Consider the following 18,066-nt stretch of genomic DNA (forward strand, 5'->3'; position numbering starts at 1 on the left):
CCTCGCCGCGTCAGCGACTGGGTTCCGGCTCGTAGGCGCCGACCCGCACCCCTGCGCCGCCCCCGTCGGCGAAGCTGCGCCGCCAAGCCACCCTGGCCCAGATGGGCGCCCCGGCGACCATGGTGAACGGCGTCGCCAACGGGAAATCGTCGTCACTGGACCGAATCTCGGTGCCGCGCACGATGGTCGCCAGTGCCAGAGTGGCTTCCAACATGGCGAAGTGTTCGCCGATGCATGACCTCGCACCCGCCCCGAACGGCAAGTACTGCCACCGATCCATGGTCTTGACCGCCTCCGGTCGGAACCGCTGAGGATCGAAGAGCTGCGGCCACTCCCACAGTGTCGGATCACGTTGCACGGCGTACGTGCCGAACACCAGCAGCGTCCCGGCCCGCACGCGGTAGCCGTCCACCTCGATATCGCGCACCGCGGTGCGGGCTGCCCCGGGTGCGGGCGGGCACAAACGCAGCGCTTCCCGCAGCACCTGCACGGTGTAACCCAGGCGACCGATGTCCTCGGGTCCCAGCGCGCGGTCTCCCAGTTCGGCAGCCTCCGCGCGGACGTTCTCCTGCATCTCCGGATACCGGCCGAGCTGCCACAACGCGTAGGTCAACGCGGTCGCGGTGGTGTCGTGGCCGGCAGCGATGAACACGATGAGCTCATCGCGGATCTCGGCGTCGGTCAGTCCCTGACCGGTCTCCGGATCGACGGCCGCCATCAATGCGCGGACCAGGGGTGCGTCGAGGTCGGGATCGTCGCGGCAGGCCTGCAGCACGTCTTCGGCAAGCCTGCGCAACGTCGCGGCCGCGGCCCGGGCCCGGTTGCGCCTCGGGGTGGGCACCCACCTGGGCAGCCGCAGCGGGGATACCGCGCGGTCGGCGATATAGGCCAGAACCGTGCGCAGCGGCTCATCGATCTCGTCCGCACGCTGGTCCAGGTCCAGCCCCAGCACCGCCCGGCCCAGCGCACGCATGGACAGCCGGCGGCACTCCTGATCCAGATCGATGCGGGAGCCCTCCGACCAGCCGTCGACCACCGACTGCGCGGCCGCCGCCATATCCCCGGCGAAGATCTGCACCTGCTTCTTGGTGAACACCGGCTGCACCGCGCGCCGGCGGGGCAGCCACTCATCGTGCATCAGGTCGAACAGGTTCTCACCCAGCACATGCTGCATCTCGCGATGCGCGGTCGCCTTTTCGACGTACTCGCTGCTGCGCCCGAGAATGTCGCGCCCGCCCCGGGGCGAAGTGACCAACACCACCTCGGGCATCAACCACCGGGGGGCCAGCTTCAATCGGGTCACCGGACCGCCGGCGTCGCGCAGCACCTCGAACCCCGTGTGGAAGCTACGCAACGCGCGCAGCTTCTCCCGGTAGGGCAACGGGTTGAGCGGTGGCTGCGGCAGGCTCTCGACCGAGAAGTTGCTCATACGTTCAGCCTGGTAGGGGTGGCGCGGGTGCCCTAGCGTAGTCGACTACTTGTCTTTGCCTACTCGACGTACTGCCGCACCCGCCCCATCCGCGATGAGATCCGCAGACCCGGCCGGTCTGTACCGTCGTCCACCCATCCCGCTCGTAGGAGAGACCATGGCCATCGAGATCATTCCCGCCGTCAGCCCGCACCTCGTCGTCGACGACGCGGCTGCCGCCATCGATTTCTACGTCAAGGCGTTCGGCGCCACCGAACTGGGCCGGGTGCCGGGTCCGGACGGTCGGCTGGTGCACGCCGCCCTCACCATCAACGGCGCCACCGTGATGCTCAACGATGACTTCCCCGAGTACAACGACGGCAAGTCGCAGACACCGAAGGCCCTGGGCGGATCGCCGGTCACCATCCATCTGACCGTGACCGACGTCGAGGCCAAGTTCGCCCGGGCCGTCGAGGCCGGCGCCGAGGTGGTGATGCCGCTGGAGGACCAATTCTGGGGTGACCGGTACGGGCTGGTGCGGGATCCGTTCGGCCACCAGTGGTCACTGGGGCAGCCGGTGCGCGAAGTCAGCCCGGAGGAGATCGCCGAGGCGATGCAGGCGCAGTAGCGGGGACCCTGCCGGTCCATACTGGTGCCTTCGCGTTCGGCCCGAAGGAGACCCATGAGCACCCAGTCCACCGACACGATGCCGGCCGACACCGGCCGCGCCCTGCGCTGGCGCGTCGTCGACATCGTCGTCGCGAGCGTGCTCGCGACGGCTGCCGGCCTGGTCTTCGTGCTGTGGAATGTCGCATCCAACCCGATCAGCACACCGTTGAGCGCGACCCTGCCCGGCCTGCAGGCACTTCTGGGTGGCGGCTGGCTGTTCGCCGGTGTGCTCACCGCTCTGGTGATCCGCAAGCCCGGCGCGGCCCTGTACGGCGAGCTCGTCGCGGCCACGGTGTCGGCCCTGGTCGGCAACCAGTGGGGCGTCCTCACCCTGGAGTCCGGCCTGGTACAGGGTCTGGGCGCGGAGCTCGTCTTCGCCGTATTCCTCTACCGCCGTTGGGGTTTGCCGACGGCCGTGCTGGCGGGTGCGGTGGCCGGCCTGGCCCTGGCGGTCAACGACCTGATCCTGTGGTACCCGGGTTCGGCGACCGCGTTCGTCACCATCTACACGGTGTCGGCGATCATCTCGGGGGCGCTGGTCGCCGGGTTGTTGTCCTGGTTCGTGGTGCGCAGCCTCGCCAAGACGGGAGCGCTGAGCCGCTTCGCGTCGGGCCGGATGGAGCCGGATCCGCGCACTCGATGAGCTGTCCGGCAGGAACGGGTGCCGCCGTCACGGCGCACGGTTGGGGCTGGCGGCATGCGGGCCGCACCCAGTGGGCGGTGCGTGATGTCGATCTCTCGATCGAACCCGGCCAGCGGGTGTTGCTGCTCGGACCGTCCGGCGCCGGGAAAACGACGCTGCTGCACGGTATCGCGGGACTGCTCGGTGGTGCCGAGGAAGGACAGCAGGCCGGCCGTCTGCTCGTCGACGGCGACGCACCGGCCGCCCGGCGGTCCCGGATCGGCATGGTGCTCCAAGATCCCGACGCACAGGTGATCTTGTCCCGGGTGGGCGACGATGTGGCCTTCGGGATGGAGAACTTCGGCGTCGCGCGCGAACAGATATGGCCCCGGGTGCGCGAGTCGCTGGACGCCGTCGGGCTGAACCTGCCACTGGCGCACAGTACTTCGGAGCTGTCCGGCGGCCAGAAACAGCGGCTCGCGCTGGCCGGTGTGATCGCGATGAACCCCGGCTTGATCCTGCTCGACGAACCGACCGCGAACCTGGACCCCGAGGGGGTGGTCGAGGTCCGCGACGCGATCGCCGAATCCGCGCAGCGCACCGGCGCCACGTTGATCGTCATCGAGCACCGCACCGAAGTGTGGCTGCCGGTCATCGACCGGGTGATCGTGCTGGGCGCCGATGGTGCGGTGATCGCCGACGGCACACCGGAACACACGATCCGGCGCGAACACGACCACCTGATATCCGCGGGCGTGTGGGTACCGCACGCGCCACCGCCCGTACTCACCCGGCACAGGCACACCGACACCGGCACCTTGCTGTCGGCGACGGACCTCTCGCTGGGGCACCGCGGCGGTGCCCGGCTGCACGCCGGGTTGAACTTCTCGATCGACCGGGGCCAGATCTCGGTGATCACCGGCCCCAACGGCGCGGGCAAATCCACCCTGGCACTGACACTCGGCGGTCTGCTCCCCCCGCCCGCGGGACGTGTGCAGGCCGAAGCCGACTTCGCGCCGCGGCCCACCCGGCGCGACCCGATCAGATGGAAGTCGCGCGAACTCCTGACCCGGATCGGCAGCGTCTTCCAGGATCCCGAGCATCAGTTCCTCACCGGCACCGTGCGCGCCGAACTGGCCCTCGGCCCCAAAGCCCTCACACGCGCCGCCGCCGAGTCCACCGCCGACGCGCTGCTGGAGCGTCTGCACCTGAGTCATCTGGCCGGGGCCAATCCGTACACCCTCTCCGGCGGCGAGAAGCGCCGGCTGTCGGTGGCCACCGTGCTGGCCACCGGTCCGCAGGTGATCGTGCTGGACGAGCCCACCTTCGGTCAGGACCGGCGCACCTGGGCGGAACTCATCCAGCTACTGGCCGACATCGCCGATGAGGGCACCGCCGTCGTCGCCGTCACGCATGATCTCGACTTCACCGCACTGCTGGCCGACGCCCACCTCGAGCTGCCCGCCTGGGACACCGTGTCATGACGGGCGCGCTCGGCACCCGGACGATCAACCCCGTCGCCCGGCTCCTGGCCGCCGCGATCATCGCGGCCGGGCTGGTGTTGTCGCTGGACTGGGTTTCCGCCCTGACCGCGCTGGTCCTGGAGATCGGGCTGTTCTTCGCGATCGGCGCCCGACCGCGACCGGTGCTGATTCGCAGCGCGCTGCTGGCGGTGGCGGCGGCGTTGACCGCGCTGACGATCCTGTTGTACGGCCAGTCCAGTGGCTTAGTGCATTGGCATTTCCTGCTGATCACCGTGAGCGACGGTTCGATCGGCCTGGCGCTGGCCACCTTCCTGCGGGTGCTCGCGATCGCACTGCCGTCGGTGATCCTGTTCGCCGATGTCGAACCGACCGAACTGGCCGACGGCCTCGGGCAGGTGCTGCGGCTGCCGGCCCGGTTCGTGCTCGGTGCACTGGCCGGGCTGCGGCTGGTCAACCTGCTCGCCGAGGACTGGCGTTACCTGGGCTACGCCCGCCGGGCCCGCGGTGTCGCCGACCACGCGCCACTGCGCCGGCTCGCCGGTCAGGCGTTTGCGCTGCTCGTCTTCGCCGTGCGGCGCGGCTCAAAACTGGCCACCGCCATGGAGGCCCGCGGCTTCGGTGCCCACCGCACGAGGACGTGGGCCCGTCCGTCGTCGTTCGGCGGACGCGAATTCGCGCTCATCGCCGCCGGATTCGCGATCGCCGCCACCGCCATCACCGTCGCGGTGACCACCGGAAGCTGGAACTTCATTGGCCATCGATGACCTCGCGACCCGGCTGGCGGCGGACCGGGCGACGACGGTGCTCATCGATGGCCGTTCGGGTTCCGGGAAGACGACGCTAGCCGCGCAGCTGCACACCGCGTGGCCCGCGAGTGTGGTGGTCCGTCTCGACGACATCTACCCGGGATGGGACGGCTTGCTCTGGGCCGCCGACCATCTGCGACACGAACTTCTGGAGCCGCGCGCGGCAGGCCGGCCCGGACGCTGGCGTGGCTGGGACTGGACCCGCAACGCCCCGGCCGGCTGGCACACCGTCGGGCCGCAGCAGCGGCTCGTCGTCGAGGGGATCGGGTCCCTGACTCCGGCCTCGCGGGCCCTGGCCGACCTGGGCATCTGGGTACATGCCGAGGATGCCGAACGCAAACACCGAGCGCTGAGCCGCGACGGCGACATGTACCGGCCACACTGGGACCGCTGGGCCGCCCAGGAACTGGTGTTCATCGAACGTTATCGACCACAGGAGTGCGCCGACCTCATCGCCGTACCGAGTGGCCCCGGATTCGGCTTCACCGCACCGGACGGGCGGCCCTGAGTCAGCGTCCCAGTGCCGACAACAGTCGTTGTCCGACAGTCGGTTTGGGCGCCGTTGCGGCGGCCGCCAACATATCGTCGACTCGGGTGAACTTGTCCCGCGGGCGATCCTCGCCACCGCGCGCAATCTCCGCGGCGTCGATGGCACGCCAGCCCGCGGCGTCAACGACCGCGGGCCGGCGGCCTCGGACCAGCTTGTCCAGCGCCCCGGGCTTGTGCACCCGGTCGCCGAGCTGCCCTCGGTTGTAGTCCTCCACCAGATTGTGCACCGTCTCGGCGGCACACGACTTGTTGGTGCCGATGAAACCGGTGGGACCACGCTTGATCCAGCCGGCCACGTAGGCGCCGGGCACCGGCACACCGTTGTCGAGCACGCGGCCACCGGCGTTCGGCACCACGGCGGCGTCCTCGTCGAACGGCAGCGCGGGAATCGCCTTGCCGCGGTAGCCGATCGAGGTCAGCACCATCCCGGCGGCCACGGTGCGGTGCTCATCGGTACCGGTGACGCCGAACTCGATGCCGGCGACGCGGCCCTGCCCCACGATCCGCCGCGGGGTGAGCTGGTAGGCCAGCCGGATCCGCGGGCGGGTATGAGGCGCGCTCGTCGCGGACACGGTAGGGAGTTTGGACAGGATCTCCAGCTTGTTGCGGGTCAGCGGGTCCGACTCGTGGGCCAGGTCGCGGATCACCAGGTCGTGGTCGGCCGCGTCGAGCACCACATCGCAGGCCGAGGTCAGCCCGATCAACTCGGGCAGGGTGAAGGCCGACTGCGCGGGGCCGCGCCGGGCCGCGATCACGACTTCCTGCACCTTCGAGCGCCGCAGTGCGGCAAGGGCATGGTCGGCGATATCGGTGCGCGCCAACGTATCCGGGTCGGCGGTCAGGATGCGGGCCACGTCGAGCGCGACATTGCCGTTACCGACGATGACCACCCGCTCATGACTGAGGTCCACCGGCAGACCCACGAAGTCGGGGTGCCCGTTGAACCAGGCGACCACCTCGGTGGCGGTGGCGGTGTTGGCCAGGTCCATCCCGTCGATGTCGAGACGCCGGTCGTTGGGCGCCCCGACCGCATAGAGCACGGCGTGGTGGTGTTCCAACAACTCCGCATGGGTGAGGTGCTTGCCCACCTCGACGTTGAGGAAGAAGGTGAAGCCCGTCTGCCGCGTCATCCGATCGAACAGCCGGGTGATGCGCTTGGTGCTCTGGTGGTCCGGCGCCACTCCGGCGCGGACCAATCCGTATGGCGTGGGCAGCTTCTCGAAGACGTTCACCCGGACCCCTCGCTGGGTGAGCAATTCGTCGGCCGCGTACATCGCCGCCGGACCGGAACCGACGATCGCCACGGTCAGCGGATCACCGGCGCGCGGATTCACCTTCGGCGCCTCCAGTACTGGCGCCAGCTTGGACGTCGGCGGCAGCTTGCCCTCCCGTTTGGGATAGAACGCCGCGTTCAATTCGATGAACGGCAACTGGTTCTCGGTGAGCCGGGTATCGGGCCCGATCGCACCGACCGGGCATGCGCTGACGCACGCGCCGCAGTCCACACAGGCATCGGGATCGATGTAGAGCATCTCGGCGGTGGCGAAACCCGGCTCGTCCGGCGACGGGTGGATGCAGTTCACCGGGCAGGCGTAGACACAGGACCCGTCGCTGCAACACGACTGGGTGATCACATGAGGCATCGGGCAGCCGTCAGGCGACCGAGACCAGGTGCTGGCGCTGCGGCTCGCTGCGGTAGCGGCTGGGGCTGCCGTTGATCCGGCAGATGCGCCACACCAGCTTCGCCAGCGGGTTCATCAGACCACTGTCATGGGCCAGCATCCGCACGTCACCGAACATGTCGCGCAGCATAAGCCGTGACTGCGGCGATTTGAAGAAGATGTCCTTGCGCACCGAGCGCGGGATGTCGAACTTCTTCCAGAACGTGCGCGGCGGCACGATGATCGCCGAGCACAGGATGCGCATCACGATCGGGACGTAGATCGACAGCACGAACCGCTTACGCCACGACAAGTCGGGAACCCGCTTGCGCAGGTACTCGTGCGCGAACGAGATGTGCCGGGCCTCCTCGGCGACGTGGATCGCCATCACCCGCTCCATGATCGGGTGCAGGGCCTTGCCCTCGCGCAGCACGTTCTTCTGGGTGTGGTCGATGGGCTCCTCGCCGGCGAGGATGCCGAACCAGAACGGGATCGGCAGCGGGCCGGCCACCAGCGGGATGCCGGGCTGAATCCACTTCAGCAGCCGCGGCATGCCCGGCACGTCAGCGCCGATGCGGTTGACCATCTCCTGGAACATCAGGGTGTGGTTGCACTCCTCGACCGCCTCGTGCAGGCAGTACCGGTATTCCGGGGACCCGTTGGGGGTCCAGAAGGCGTACTCCATCAGGCCGCGGATGAGGATCGACTCGAAGTGCAGGCCGACCTTGGCGACATTGGCCTGGCGCCACATGCCGATCTCGATCTGACGCTCCAGAGGCTGGGCCTGGTACCAGGGATGCCGGCCGATCGGGTCGGTGGCCGGAAGCACCCACCGCGGGTCGTTGGGGATCACGGCAAACTCCGGCGAATCCCACTCGATGTCTTGGTACGGATTGAAATTGCGCCGCACCGAACCCTCGGACAGCGTGGTGAGCATCTCGACGTACTGCGTGTCCTCGCTGACGTCCATGTTCTTGCGCCAACGCCGGATCATCTTGGTCCTAGCCACTTGAATCCCTCCATGAGGTTTACATCGAACGGCCTCTTGTCTAGACGGTACCGCAGGTATCGAGTAAAAGTCCACACTCCCGGCTCGCCATTTGCTGGCATTCTCGGCCCACCTGGAGAAAGTCCTGTAAACAATCCGAAATTCACCGATCACGATGTTTGCTACATGCCATGCCAACCCGGCCTCGCGGAGTGCGGGATCACGCCGCGCACGACCGTCTGACCACGCCTTCGGGTGACTGCGTCACCGCGGAATTACCACCTGCGCCGACCGCACAAACCTTGCTGCGCCACCCCGGGAAGAGACACCACGCCGATACCGAAACCGGGGCCGTCCGAGGGACGACGGCGGATACCCGCGTTCCTCCACCCATGCCGCGGCCGCGCACCCAGCGTCAAAGGCGCGCAAATTCTCCTCACCTCGCTACACTCCCAGCTGACTCACAGCACCGACGAAGGATGCAGATGGCCGTCATTCGCAACGTCAAAGGTGTGGTGATCGGCGCCGTGCTCGTCGTCGGCGTCCTGATCTCGGGAGCGGTGCTGTCGAGTTGCGCCACCCAGGTGGGGCCGGGGCAGACGGCGGTCAAGGTGGACGACTACGTCTTGATCCCCACCGATCCCAAAGTGGAGGGTTGCATCAATCCGGAGACCTCGGAGTTCAACCCACCCGGTGGTTTCAAGGCGTATCGCTATCCGTCCCGGCAGATCAGCTGGGATGCGACCGGCGGGCCCGATTCCGAGGCGGAGGCCACCATCGTGGTGTCCAACGCGACCGCCCCCGCCGAGCTTCGCGTACCCGTCGTGATCACCTTCGATCTGACCACCGACTGCAGCATGCTGATGGACTTCCACCGCGACTTCGGCACCAAATACCAGGGCTGGCTGGACAACGACGGCCTGGTCACCCCCGGTTGGGTGAACCTGTTGCGCTACGTCATCGGCCAGCCCGCCGAACAGGTGCTCATCAGCGTCGCCCAGAAGTACACCTGGCGGGAGATCTGGAATGACGAGAAGGTCCGGATCGAATTCCAGAACGCGCTGCGCGACGCCCTGCCCGGCGCGTCGCGGGCCCGCACCGACGGGCGGGAGTTCTTCACCAACTTCCAGGTGACCGTGATGAAACCGGATCCGGTGGAGTCGGGTCTCAAGGACGCGATCATCGCCGAGCAGAAGGCGATCGCCGACGCCCGGGCCGCCGAGGCCAAGGGAGTGGCGGACGCCAACGCGGCCAAGGCCAAAGCCGAGGCGGACAAGGCGGCCGCACAGGCGCAGACCGAGCTGGCCCGTCAGCGTGCACTTCAGAAGCAGGCCGAGATCGCCGGCTACCCGGACGTGGACGCCTACCTGAGGGCTATCGCCATCGAGAACGGGCAAAACCCCTTCCAGCCCACCTATGTGGTGCCCCAGGCGCCCTGAACCGCACCGGCGTCTTAACGGCTGGCGCAGGCCGATAATCTGGACGCCATGGCAGAACTGACGATCCCCGCCGATATCAAGCCGAAAGACGGACGCTTCGGGTGCGGGCCGTCCAAGGTGCGCCCCGAACAATTGGCCGCGCTGGCCGCCGCCGGTGACCTGTTCGGCACCTCGCACCGGCAGGCCCCGGTCAAGAACCTGGTGGGACGGGTTCGGGACGGTCTGCGCCAGCTGTTCGCGCTGCCCGAGGGATATGAGGTCATCCTCGGCAACGGCGGATCCACCGCATTCTGGGATGCCGCGGCCTTCGGCCTGGTCGACAAGAAATCGCTGCACCTGACCTACGGCGAGTTCAGCTCGAAGTTCGCCTCCTGCGTGGCCAAGAATCCGTTCGTCGGCGACCCCATCATCATCAAGACCGAGGCGGGCACCGCCCCGGAGCCGACGTCGGACCCGTCGGTCGACGTCGTCGCCTGGGCGCACAACGAAACCTCGACCGGCGTCGCGGTGCCGGTGCAGCGTCCCGCCGGTGAGGCGCTGGTGGTCATCGATGCCACCTCGGCGGCCGGCGGGCTGCCCGTCGACATCGCCGACACCGACGCCTACTACTTCGCCCCGCAGAAGAACTTCGCCGGTGACGGTGGCCTGTGGATCGCGGTGCTCTCGCCCGCCGCGCTGGCGCGCATCGAGGCCATCGCGGCGACCGACCGCTGGGTGCCCGATTTCCTGTCCCTGCCCATCGCGGTGGAGAACAGCCTCAAGAACCAGACCTACAACACCCCGGCCATCGGCACGCTGATCCTGCTCGCCGAGCAGATCGACTGGCTGCTGGGTAACGGTGGGCTGGATTGGGCGGTCAAGCGCACCGCCGATTCGTCGCAGCGGCTGTATTCGTGGGCCGAATCGTCGGCGTTCGCCACCCCGTTCGTGGCCGACCCGGCGCTACGGTCGCAGGTGGTGGGCACCATCGACTTCTCGGATTCGGTCGACGCCGCGGCCGTGGCCAAGGTGCTGCGCGCCAACGGCATCGTCGACACCGAGCCCTACCGCAAACTGGGCCGCAACCAGCTGCGGGTGGCGATGTTCCCCGCCGTGGAGCCCGACGACATCAGCGCCCTGACCGCGTGCGTGGACTGGGTTGTCGAAAAGCTCTGACCGGCCTGCGTGTCCGCGCGGTAACGGACAGATAACGCTGTAGGGTGCGCGGGAGGAGGTCAGTATGCGTGAACTCAAGGTCGTCGGGCTCGACGTGGACGGCAAGAGGCTGATCTGCGAGGGCGCCGACGCGAGCGACAAGTTCGTCATCAAGGTCGACAACCGGTTGCGCGCCGCCGTCCGTGGGGACAAGGCCACCTCCAACCAAACTCAGATCGAGGTCGAGGTGTCGACGACGTTGCGTCCCAAGGAGATTCAGTCGCGCATCCGTGCGGGCGCCTCCGTCGAGCAGGTCGCGGCCATCACCGGCGCCGATATCGAGCGCGTGCAGCGGTTCGCCCACCCCGTGCTCCTGGAGCGGGCCCGCGCGGCGGAGCTGGCCACCGCGGCGCATCCGATCCTGGCCGACGGTCCGGCGGTGCTGACCCTGCTGGAGACGGTCACCTCCGCCCTGATCTCGCGCGGCCTGGATCCCGATGCCACCACCTGGGACGCCTGGCGCAACGAGGACGGTCGCTGGACCGTGCAGCTGGCCTGGACGGCCGGCCTGTCGGACAACACCGCGCACTTCCGGTTCACCCCGGGCTCGCACGGCGGCACTGTGACGGCCTTCGACGAGCGGGCCGCCGAGCTGATCGAGCCGAACTTCACCCGCCAGCTGCGCACGGTCGCGCCGGTGGCTCAGCTGGAATTCGACGCGGTGCCGGCTCCCGCGCCTGCCCCGGTGACCGCTCCGGAGCCGGTGGCGGCGCCCACGCCCGCGACGATGGCGGAGCCGACACCCGAACCTGCGCCGGCGGCGCCCGCAGCCAAGCCCGCGCGTAACCGCAAAGCCCGCGCCACGGTCCCGGCGTGGGAGGACGTACTGCTCGGCGTGCGCTCCGGCACGCAGCGCTGACCCGGTTCCCGCCGGTCAGGGCGGTCAGGGCGGTTAGGCCGAAGGGGCGTTCGCGCTCACCTGCCGGCAAGCAGCGCGAGCAGGGTCACCCAACCGGCGGCCACGCCCACCGCGGAACCCAGCACGAACCAGCGCCATACCGGGCGGGTACGCCAGCCCCACACCGTGGGAGCCAGACCACCGACAGCCACCAGGTTCAACCCGACGGTGAGCAGCGGGTGCACCCGCGTCAACCCCACGCTCAGCACGATGATGGCCGCGGCGGTCAGGGCCGCGACGAACCCGGCGACGGTCAGACCGGTACCCCAGGGCACACCCGCTCCCCGCGCATGCGATCGCATCGTGTCACCCGACATCACGCCAGCCTAGCCCGCTCATAGAAGGCCAACGCGGCAGCCGTGGCGACGTTGAGCGAGTCGGTGCCGCGCGCCATCGGGATGCGCACCCGGACGTCGGCGGCCCGCATCGTGTGCTCGGCCAGGCCGGGCCCTTCGGCACCGACCAGGATCGCCACCTTGTCGCCCACCAAGCCGCTCATGGCTGCGGCCAGCGTGTCGGCAGCCGGATTCGGGGTCATCGCCAGCACCCGGAAACCGTTGTCCCGCAAGGTGTCCAGCTCGCGAGGCCAGGACGGCGCCCAGGCGTAGGGCACCAGCAGCGCGTGCCCCATCGACACGCGCACCGCGCGCCGGTAGAGCGGATCGGCACAGCCGGTGCCGAACAGCACCGCATCCACATCGAGGCCCGCCGCGTTGCGGAAGATCGACCCCAGGTTCTCGTGGTCGTTCACGCCTTCCAGCACCGCGACGGTGCGGGCGCCGTCGAGCACCTCGGCCACCGACAGTTCGGGCGGGCGCGGGGCCGCCGCGAGCACACCACGGTTGAGATGGAAGCCGATCGCCTGGGCCATCACCTCGGCACCCGCCCGGTAGTAGGGCACGTCCACATCCGCCAGATCGGCCGCCAGTTCCCCCAGCCTGCGATCGGTGCCCAGCAGGGCCCGCGGGGTGAACCGGGAGGCGAGCATGCGCTGCACCACCAGCACGCCCTCGGCGATCACCAGTCCCTTACCGCTGGGCAGATCCGGCCTGCGGTCGACACTGTTGAGATCGCGAAAATCGTCCAGCCGCGGATCGGCCGGATCCACGATGTCGATGATGTCGGTCAGGTCGCCGAACCTTCGTCGACGATGGCCAGCATCAGGTCAGCGGCCTCCAGGAGCGTCTTGCGCTGTTCGGGGGTCAGCGCATCCAGCCGCTGTTGCAGCCATTCCCGGCTGGCCTTGCGCTCGGCCTCGATCAGGTCGGTGCCGGACCGCGAGATGGACACCAGGACCTGCCGGCGGTCGGCGGGATGCGCGGTGCGGTCCACGAAGCCGAGATCGACCAGCGACGCGATCACCCGGGTCATCGACGGCGGGCGGACACGCTCGCGGATGGCCAGAGCGCCGGGGGTCATCGGCCCTTCCTTGGCCACCGTGGCCAGCGCCGAGAGCTGTGACAGCGACACCGGTGAGTCCGGCCGGCGGAACCGCAACTGCCGGGCCAACCTGATCACGGCCAGCGACAGATCGCTCGACAACCTTGAGTCGACGTCCGTCACAGGGCAAGACAATACCCAGAGGCCATCCGGGAAGTCGGGAGGCTACGTCGGGAGGCTAGGTTGTGAGGCGATGACGGAAAACACGGCCGACCCGATCGAACCGCCCGCGCTGCCGGCCAGGCTCCTCGAACCGGTTCCGGTCATCGTCGCGATCGCGGCCTGCTGGCTGATCGCCGTGCTGCTGGCCTTCACCGTGCCCGCCCTGCACACCTGGCGGCCGATCACCCTCGCCGGGCTCGGCGTCGGAGTGCTCGGTACCTCGATCTTCCTGTGGCAGCTGCGCTCCGCCCGTCGCGGCGACCGCGGCGCGCAGCGCGGCCTGGTGAACTGAATCGAAGGAACGTCATGGGATCGCCGCTACTGCAGGCTCAGATCGACATCCACGCCCCGGTGCCGCAGGTGTGGGCGCTGATCTCGGATCTGCGCCGGATGCCGCAGTGGAGCCCGCAGTGCCGCGCGATGTTGGTGCTCGGACGCACGCGCGTCGGCGCCAAGGCGATCAACCTCAACCGCCGCAACAAGATGTTCTGGCCGACGACGTGCACCGTCACCGAGATCGTCCCGCAGCGCAAACTGGCCTTCCGGGTCGACCTCAACGCCATGGTGTGGAGCTATGAGCTCGAACCGATCGAGGGCGGCACCCGGGTGGTGGAGAGCCGCCGGGCACCCGAGGGCTTCAAGACGGTCCCCACCCTGCTGGTCGACAAGATGATGGGCGGGGTGCCCAGCTTCGAGCAGGAACTCGTCGCCGGGATGAACGAATCGCTGCGGCGGATCAAGACCGCCGCGGAACGTTAGGACCCGTCCGCGGGACGGTTGGCGACGTCCAGCACGCCGTCGTCGTACGGATCGAACAGTGGCGAGCCGGTGCCGGCGGGAACCGGGGTGTCCGAGTGCGCGCCGCAGCCGTACTCGCCGTCGACCACCCGGCCGTCGGCGGACATCTCGTTCCCACAGACGCCGAACACGGTGCCCAGCGAACCGGCCAGCGGCAGATAGAACCCGCATTCACGGCACACCCGCCGGGTGGCGCGGGCCATCGCCGAGTCGGGGCCGAACTCGCCGTCGTGCCAGCGCTGCGCCGCGTCGAGCCTGCCCTCCAGGCTGAGCACCTGGCGGCGGCCCAGGCCGACCTCACCGGCCAGTTCGTCGAGCTCCTCGTCGCCGCTGGACAGATAGCCGGGCACCAGTCGCGGATCGTCGGCCGGTGGGGCCAGCAGGTCACCGGGGCTCAGGTCGCCCGGGCGGACGCGCTCCTCCCACGGCACCCACTGGGGCGCCAGCAGCGCGGTGGGACCGGGCACCAGCACCACTTCGCTGATGGTGACGTGGTCGGCGCCGGGATACCCGGCCACCACGACCGCCCACTGCCAGCCCTGGTAGCCGGTCAGCACGGCGAGGAAGCGGTGCGTCGCGGCGGCCGGGTCCTCGAACGCCGAGCCCAGATACTCGCCCACGGCGTCGGCGCCGCTGAACTCCTCGATCGCCGCGCGTGCGGCGTCGCCCGCACCGAGCAGCAAGGCTTCGAGCGCAGGTGACCGTTCCGCCTGTGGCTCGACCTGTTCGGTGACTTCGGCGACCGTGTCCGTTCCTGTGTCCATCGATCGCAATTATTGCCTGACCATGCCCACCAGAGCCACACCGGTCGCCTTCCCACGGCAGCCGTCGCGGTAAGGGACAATCTAAGTCGTGCCTTCCCGGGACCCCCGATACCACCCACCGCGGCCGCCGTCGGACGGCGAGCACCCCGGCATGGCGAACTATCCGAGCGACGGTGGCGCAGGTTCCAACGGCCGGCGGCAGCACCCGCCGTCCGGGCCGAGCGCCAACAGGTGGCTGCCGCCGCTGGACGAGGACACCCCCCGGCGCCACACCGATCCGCCGCCCCGGACCCGTTCGGGCGTCGGTTCGTCGGCAGGCGAGAAAGTGACCGTCACCCGCGCCGCGGCCCAGCGCAGCCGGGAAATGGGCAACAAGATGTACGACCTGGTGCACCGGGCCGCCACCGCCGACGGCGCCGACAAGTCCGGGCTGACGGCACTGACCTGGCCGGTGGTGGCCAGCTCGGCAGTGGACGCCGCGATGGCGGTGGCACTGGCCAACACGCTGTTCTTCGCGGCGGCCTCCGGCGAGAGCAAGGGCAAGGTGGCGCTGTATCTGCTCATCACCATCGCCCCGTTCGCGGTGATCGCCCCGCTGATCGGTCCTGCGCTGGACCGCCTGCAGCACGGTCGCCGGGTGGCACTGGCCATGTCGTTCGCGCTGCGCACCGTGCTCGCGGTGGTGTTGATCGCCAACTACGACGGCGCCACCGGCAGCTATCCCTCCTGGGTGCTGTATCCGTGTGCGCTGGGAATGATGGTGCTGTCCAAGAGTTTCTCGGTGCTGCGCAGTGCGGTGACCCCGCGGGTGCTGCCACCGACGATCGATCTGGTGCGGGTGAACTCCCGGCTCACCATGTTCAGCCTGCTGGGCGGGACGATGGCAGGCGGAGCGATCGCCGCCGGCGCCGAATACCTGCTCAACATGGCCGAACTGCCCGGCGCGCTGTACGTGCTGGTCGCGGTCACCGTGGCCGGCGCGGTGCTGTCCATGCGGATTCCCAAATGGGTCGAGGTGACCGCCGGTGAGGTGCCGACCACCCTGAGCTACCACGGCGGCGGCACCGAGGTGTTGCGCCGGCCGGCGACGCAACGGCAACCCTTGGGCCGCAACATCATCACCTCGCTGTGGGGCAACTGCACCATCAAGGCGATGGTCGGGTTCCTGTTCCTCTATCCGGCGTTCGTGGCGAAATCGCACGGCGACGGTGGTTGGGAGCAGCTGCGCATCCTCGGGCTGATCGGCGCGGCGGCCGGAATCGGTAACTTCGTCGGGAACTTCACCGCGGCCCGGCTCAAACTCGGCAGGCCCTCGCTTCTGGTGACCCGGGCCGCCATCGCGGTCACCGTGATGGCCCTGGCCGCCGCCGTGTTCGGGAATCTGTTGGTGGCCGCCCTGGCCACCCTGGTGACCTCGGGCGCCAGCGCGATCGCGAAGGCATCGCTGGATGCGTCCCTGCAGGACGATCTGCCGGAGAAGTCGCGGGCATCGGCGTTCGGCCGCTCGGAATCACTGTTGCAGCTGGCCTGGGTGCTCGGCGGGGCGACCGGGGTGCTCATCTATCCGCAGCTGTGGATCGGGTTCACTACGATCACCGCCGTGCTGATTATCGGTTTGGCCCAGACACTGGTGAGCTACAACGGCGGATCCCTGATACCCGGCTTCGGCGGCAATCGCCCGGTGCTCGCCGCAACCGAAGGCGGCCCGGTGGCCGCTTCGTCGGGACGCCGATGAAGCGCGTACTGGCTGCCCTGTTGGCGGTGGCGCTGTTGGCGTCGGCGGGCACCGGATTGCTGGTGTGGCAGCTGAGCCGGCACGACGGCACCAGGCTTCCGGAGATCAGCGCCTACTCGCACGGTGAGTCGGTGCGCGTCGGCCCCTACCGGTATTGCCAGGTGCTCGATCTCGACAACTGCGAAATTCCGCAGACCACAGGTGCTTTGGCGGTGAATTCGCGCAACCCGTTGCAGCTGTCGGTGCCGTCGTCGATCGCACGGGCACCCTGGTGGCTGATCCGCGCCTACGAAGACGCGCCGTCGCCAGTCGTCTCGGAGTTCCGGCCGGGCACCACCTTGGCGGTCACCATCCCCACCGTCGACGCGCGATTCGGCAAGCTCACCGGGATCGCGGTCCAGGTGCCCACCCTGGTGCGCGATGAGGCGGGCAACGAGTTCCCGCTGCCGCACGCCGAGTGGTCGGTGCGCACCGTCTGGAACTAGACCGGCGGGGTCCCGTCGCCAAAAGGTCTGCCGCCCAGAACTTCCCGACCGTGCGGCGTGTTCCAGCCGGACAGGTCGGGCCCCTTCGGCACGATCTGGGTGGGGTTGATGTCCTTGTGCACGACGTAGTAGTGCTTCTTGATCTGATCGAAGTCGATGGTGTCGCCGAAACCGGGCGTCTGGAACAGGTCGCGGGCGTACGCCCACAGCACCGGCATCTCGGTCAGCTTGGACCTGTTGCACTTGAAATGCCCGTGGTAGACGGGATCGAAGCGGGCCAGCGTGGTGAACAACCGGACGTCCGCCTCGGTGATGGTGTCACCGACCAGATACCTTTGTGCGCTTAACCTTTCGGATACCCAGTCCAAGGCGGTGAACAGCCGGTCATAGGCGGCGTCGTACGCCTGCTGGGAGCCGGCGAAGCCGCACCGGTACACGCCGTTGTTGATCTCGGTATAGATGCGCCTCGCGACGTCGTCGATCTCGTCGCGCAACGGTTCCGGATACAGTTGCGGCGCCCCGGCGCGGTGGTAGGCGGTCCATTCGGTGGAGAAGTCCAGGGTGATCTGGGCGAAATCGTTGGTCACGACGGCGCCGGTCGGCACGTCCACGATCGCCGGCACCGTGATGCCCTTGGGGTAGTTCGGGTCACGCTTGAAGTACGCGTCCTGCAGGCGTGGGATCTGCAGTACCGGGTCGACTCCGCCGGGATCCAGATCGAAGGTCCAGCTGCGCGCATCGTGGGTGGGCCCGCAGTAGCCGATGGACAAGGCGTCCTCCAGCCCCAGCAGGCGCCGCACGATGATGGCGCGGTTGGCCCACGGGCACGCCCGCGCCACGATCAGCCGGTAACGTCCCGGCTCCACCGGGAAACCGTCGCGGCCGTCCGCGGTGATGCGGGTGGTGATGTAGTTGGTGTCGCGGTTGAACTCCCCCTGCGGGCTGACGTAGGCCATGGCCCCAG

Annotated in this window: 20 protein-coding genes; 12 read left to right on the forward strand and 8 right to left on the reverse strand. The window is 68.8% G+C overall.

The features are described 5' to 3' along the window. Positions 1-10: 10 nt before the first annotated feature. Positions 11-1,429 (reverse strand): cytochrome P450, encoded by a 1,419-nt coding sequence (locus FHU31_RS30420; protein WP_167164992.1) that lies wholly within the window; start codon positions 1,427-1,429, stop codon positions 11-13. A gap of 157 nt (positions 1,430-1,586) precedes the next feature. Here FHU31_RS30420 and FHU31_RS30425 point away from each other — a divergent pair, with 157 nt between their 5' ends. The 5 genes from FHU31_RS30425 to FHU31_RS30445 are packed head-to-tail and all read left to right on the forward strand — an operon-like array spanning position 1,587 to position 5,497. After that, the gene (locus FHU31_RS30425) at positions 1,587-2,036 is read left to right on the forward strand and encodes a VOC family protein (RefSeq protein ID WP_090354641.1); all 450 of its coding nucleotides are present in this window, start codon (positions 1,587-1,589) and stop codon (positions 2,034-2,036) included. Between the two features lie 54 nt (positions 2,037-2,090). After that, entirely contained in the window at positions 2,091-2,720 is a 630-nt protein-coding gene (locus FHU31_RS30430; RefSeq protein ID WP_167164994.1) for an ECF transporter S component, read from the forward strand. Then, complete coding sequence (locus FHU31_RS30435; protein WP_167164996.1) at positions 2,717-4,183, forward strand: ABC transporter ATP-binding protein; 1,467 nt, start codon at positions 2,717-2,719, stop codon at positions 4,181-4,183. Before FHU31_RS30430 ends, FHU31_RS30435 begins: the two co-directional genes overlap by 4 nt. Beyond that, positions 4,180-4,947 (forward strand): energy-coupling factor transporter transmembrane component T family protein, encoded by a 768-nt coding sequence (locus FHU31_RS30440; protein WP_167164998.1) that lies wholly within the window; start codon positions 4,180-4,182, stop codon positions 4,945-4,947. The genes FHU31_RS30435 and FHU31_RS30440 overlap by 4 nt, the downstream gene beginning before the upstream one ends. Continuing rightward, positions 4,934-5,497, forward strand: coding sequence for a nucleoside/nucleotide kinase family protein (locus tag FHU31_RS30445; protein ID WP_167165000.1), 564 nt, complete (start codon positions 4,934-4,936; stop codon positions 5,495-5,497). Before FHU31_RS30440 ends, FHU31_RS30445 begins: the two co-directional genes overlap by 14 nt. Before the next feature lies 1 nt (position 5,498). Here the strand turns inward: FHU31_RS30445 and FHU31_RS30450 are convergent, their stop codons facing one another. Both FHU31_RS30450 and FHU31_RS30455 read right to left on the reverse strand, forming a co-directional pair. Next, positions 5,499-7,181 (reverse strand): FAD-dependent oxidoreductase, encoded by a 1,683-nt coding sequence (locus FHU31_RS30450; protein WP_167165002.1) that lies wholly within the window; start codon positions 7,179-7,181, stop codon positions 5,499-5,501. 10 nt (positions 7,182-7,191) lie between these two features. Then, positions 7,192-8,208, reverse strand: coding sequence for an AurF N-oxygenase family protein (locus tag FHU31_RS30455; protein WP_167165004.1), 1,017 nt, complete (start codon positions 8,206-8,208; stop codon positions 7,192-7,194). A gap of 464 nt (positions 8,209-8,672) precedes the next feature. On the opposite strand from FHU31_RS30455, the gene FHU31_RS30460 reads away from it, so the two are divergent. From FHU31_RS30460 to sepH, 3 genes are all read left to right on the forward strand, one after another. Further along, complete coding sequence (locus tag FHU31_RS30460; RefSeq protein ID WP_234901751.1) at positions 8,673-9,626, forward strand: membrane protease subunit, stomatin/prohibitin; 954 nt, start codon at positions 8,673-8,675, stop codon at positions 9,624-9,626. Between the two features lie 48 nt (positions 9,627-9,674). Then, complete coding sequence (serC, locus tag FHU31_RS30465; RefSeq protein ID WP_167165006.1) at positions 9,675-10,781, forward strand: phosphoserine transaminase; 1,107 nt, start codon at positions 9,675-9,677, stop codon at positions 10,779-10,781. Positions 10,782-10,845: 64 nt separating this feature from the next. Further along, positions 10,846-11,679: a septation protein SepH gene (gene sepH / locus FHU31_RS30470; RefSeq protein WP_167165008.1), complete on the forward strand. Its 834-nt coding sequence runs from the start codon at positions 10,846-10,848 to the stop codon at positions 11,677-11,679. A 56-nt stretch (positions 11,680-11,735) separates the two neighbouring features. Here the strand turns inward: sepH and FHU31_RS30475 are convergent, their stop codons facing one another. Genes FHU31_RS30475 through FHU31_RS30485 form a run of 3 tightly spaced genes read right to left on the reverse strand, consistent with a single transcriptional unit; the run spans position 11,736 to position 13,281 of the window. Further along, positions 11,736-12,035, reverse strand: a complete 300-nt coding sequence (locus FHU31_RS30475; protein ID WP_234901752.1) for a DUF2537 domain-containing protein — start codon at positions 12,033-12,035, stop codon at positions 11,736-11,738. After that, positions 12,035-12,847 (reverse strand): TrmH family RNA methyltransferase, encoded by an 813-nt coding sequence (locus FHU31_RS30480; RefSeq protein ID WP_167165214.1) that lies wholly within the window; start codon positions 12,845-12,847, stop codon positions 12,035-12,037. The genes FHU31_RS30475 and FHU31_RS30480 overlap by 1 nt, the downstream gene beginning before the upstream one ends. Beyond that, entirely contained in the window at positions 12,844-13,281 is a 438-nt protein-coding gene (locus FHU31_RS30485; protein ID WP_167165010.1) for an Rv0880 family HTH-type transcriptional regulator, read from the reverse strand. Before FHU31_RS30485 ends, FHU31_RS30480 begins: the two co-directional genes overlap by 4 nt. A 70-nt stretch (positions 13,282-13,351) precedes the next feature. Between FHU31_RS30485 and FHU31_RS30490 the strand changes: the two genes are divergently transcribed. Both FHU31_RS30490 and FHU31_RS30495 read left to right on the forward strand, forming a co-directional pair. Continuing rightward, positions 13,352-13,612: a DUF2530 domain-containing protein gene (locus tag FHU31_RS30490; RefSeq protein ID WP_167165012.1), complete on the forward strand. Its 261-nt coding sequence runs from the start codon at positions 13,352-13,354 to the stop codon at positions 13,610-13,612. A gap of 14 nt (positions 13,613-13,626) precedes the next feature. Next, complete coding sequence (locus tag FHU31_RS30495; RefSeq protein WP_167165014.1) at positions 13,627-14,079, forward strand: SRPBCC family protein; 453 nt, start codon at positions 13,627-13,629, stop codon at positions 14,077-14,079. Here FHU31_RS30495 and FHU31_RS30500 read toward each other — a convergent pair. Beyond that, positions 14,076-14,882 (reverse strand): DUF3027 domain-containing protein, encoded by an 807-nt coding sequence (locus FHU31_RS30500; RefSeq protein WP_167165015.1) that lies wholly within the window; start codon positions 14,880-14,882, stop codon positions 14,076-14,078. The genes FHU31_RS30495 and FHU31_RS30500 overlap by 4 nt on opposite strands. A gap of 151 nt (positions 14,883-15,033) precedes the next feature. On the opposite strand from FHU31_RS30500, the gene FHU31_RS30505 reads away from it, so the two are divergent. After that, entirely contained in the window at positions 15,034-16,617 is a 1,584-nt protein-coding gene (locus FHU31_RS30505; protein WP_167165017.1) for an MFS transporter, read from the forward strand. Continuing rightward, positions 16,614-17,102, forward strand: coding sequence for a DUF2771 domain-containing protein (locus FHU31_RS30510; RefSeq protein WP_167165019.1), 489 nt, complete (start codon positions 16,614-16,616; stop codon positions 17,100-17,102). Before FHU31_RS30505 ends, FHU31_RS30510 begins: the two co-directional genes overlap by 4 nt. Here the strand turns inward: FHU31_RS30510 and FHU31_RS30515 are convergent. Further along, entirely contained in the window at positions 17,099-18,058 is a 960-nt protein-coding gene (locus FHU31_RS30515; protein ID WP_167165021.1) for a glutathione S-transferase family protein, read from the reverse strand. The two genes, FHU31_RS30510 and FHU31_RS30515, sit on opposite strands and share 4 nt — an antisense overlap. Between the last annotated feature and the right edge of the window lie 8 nt (positions 18,059-18,066).

It is taken from the genome of Mycolicibacterium fluoranthenivorans (genome assembly GCF_011758805.1).
Taxonomy (GTDB): Bacteria; Actinomycetota; Actinomycetes; order Mycobacteriales; family Mycobacteriaceae; genus Mycobacterium; species Mycobacterium fluoranthenivorans.

Bases quoted from the DNA above. Each gene is read 5' to 3' on its own strand.
- FHU31_RS30420 (WP_167164992.1), bottom strand. From the start codon at position 1,429: ATGAGCAACTTCTCGGTCGAGAGCCTGCCGCAGCCACCGCTCAACCCG.
- FHU31_RS30425 (WP_090354641.1), top strand. From the start codon at position 1,587: ATGGCCATCGAGATCATTCCCGCCGTCAGCCCGCACCTCGTCGTCGAC.
- FHU31_RS30430 (WP_167164994.1), top strand. From the start codon at position 2,091: ATGAGCACCCAGTCCACCGACACGATGCCGGCCGACACCGGCCGCGCC.
- FHU31_RS30435 (WP_167164996.1), top strand. From the start codon at position 2,717: ATGAGCTGTCCGGCAGGAACGGGTGCCGCCGTCACGGCGCACGGTTGG.
- FHU31_RS30440 (WP_167164998.1), top strand. From the start codon at position 4,180: ATGACGGGCGCGCTCGGCACCCGGACGATCAACCCCGTCGCCCGGCTC.
- FHU31_RS30450 (WP_167165002.1), bottom strand. From the start codon at position 7,181: ATGCCTCATGTGATCACCCAGTCGTGTTGCAGCGACGGGTCCTGTGTC.
- FHU31_RS30460 (WP_234901751.1), top strand. From the start codon at position 8,673: ATGGCCGTCATTCGCAACGTCAAAGGTGTGGTGATCGGCGCCGTGCTC.
- serC (WP_167165006.1), top strand. From the start codon at position 9,675: ATGGCAGAACTGACGATCCCCGCCGATATCAAGCCGAAAGACGGACGC.
- sepH (WP_167165008.1), top strand. From the start codon at position 10,846: ATGCGTGAACTCAAGGTCGTCGGGCTCGACGTGGACGGCAAGAGGCTG.
- FHU31_RS30475 (WP_234901752.1), bottom strand. From the start codon at position 12,035: ATGTCGGGTGACACGATGCGATCGCATGCGCGGGGAGCGGGTGTGCCC.
- FHU31_RS30490 (WP_167165012.1), top strand. From the start codon at position 13,352: ATGACGGAAAACACGGCCGACCCGATCGAACCGCCCGCGCTGCCGGCC.
- FHU31_RS30495 (WP_167165014.1), top strand. From the start codon at position 13,627: ATGGGATCGCCGCTACTGCAGGCTCAGATCGACATCCACGCCCCGGTG.
- FHU31_RS30500 (WP_167165015.1), bottom strand. From the start codon at position 14,882: ATGGACACAGGAACGGACACGGTCGCCGAAGTCACCGAACAGGTCGAG.
- FHU31_RS30505 (WP_167165017.1), top strand. From the start codon at position 15,034: ATGGCGAACTATCCGAGCGACGGTGGCGCAGGTTCCAACGGCCGGCGG.
- FHU31_RS30510 (WP_167165019.1), top strand. From the start codon at position 16,614: ATGAAGCGCGTACTGGCTGCCCTGTTGGCGGTGGCGCTGTTGGCGTCG.
- FHU31_RS30515 (WP_167165021.1), bottom strand. From the start codon at position 18,058: ATGGCCTACGTCAGCCCGCAGGGGGAGTTCAACCGCGACACCAACTAC.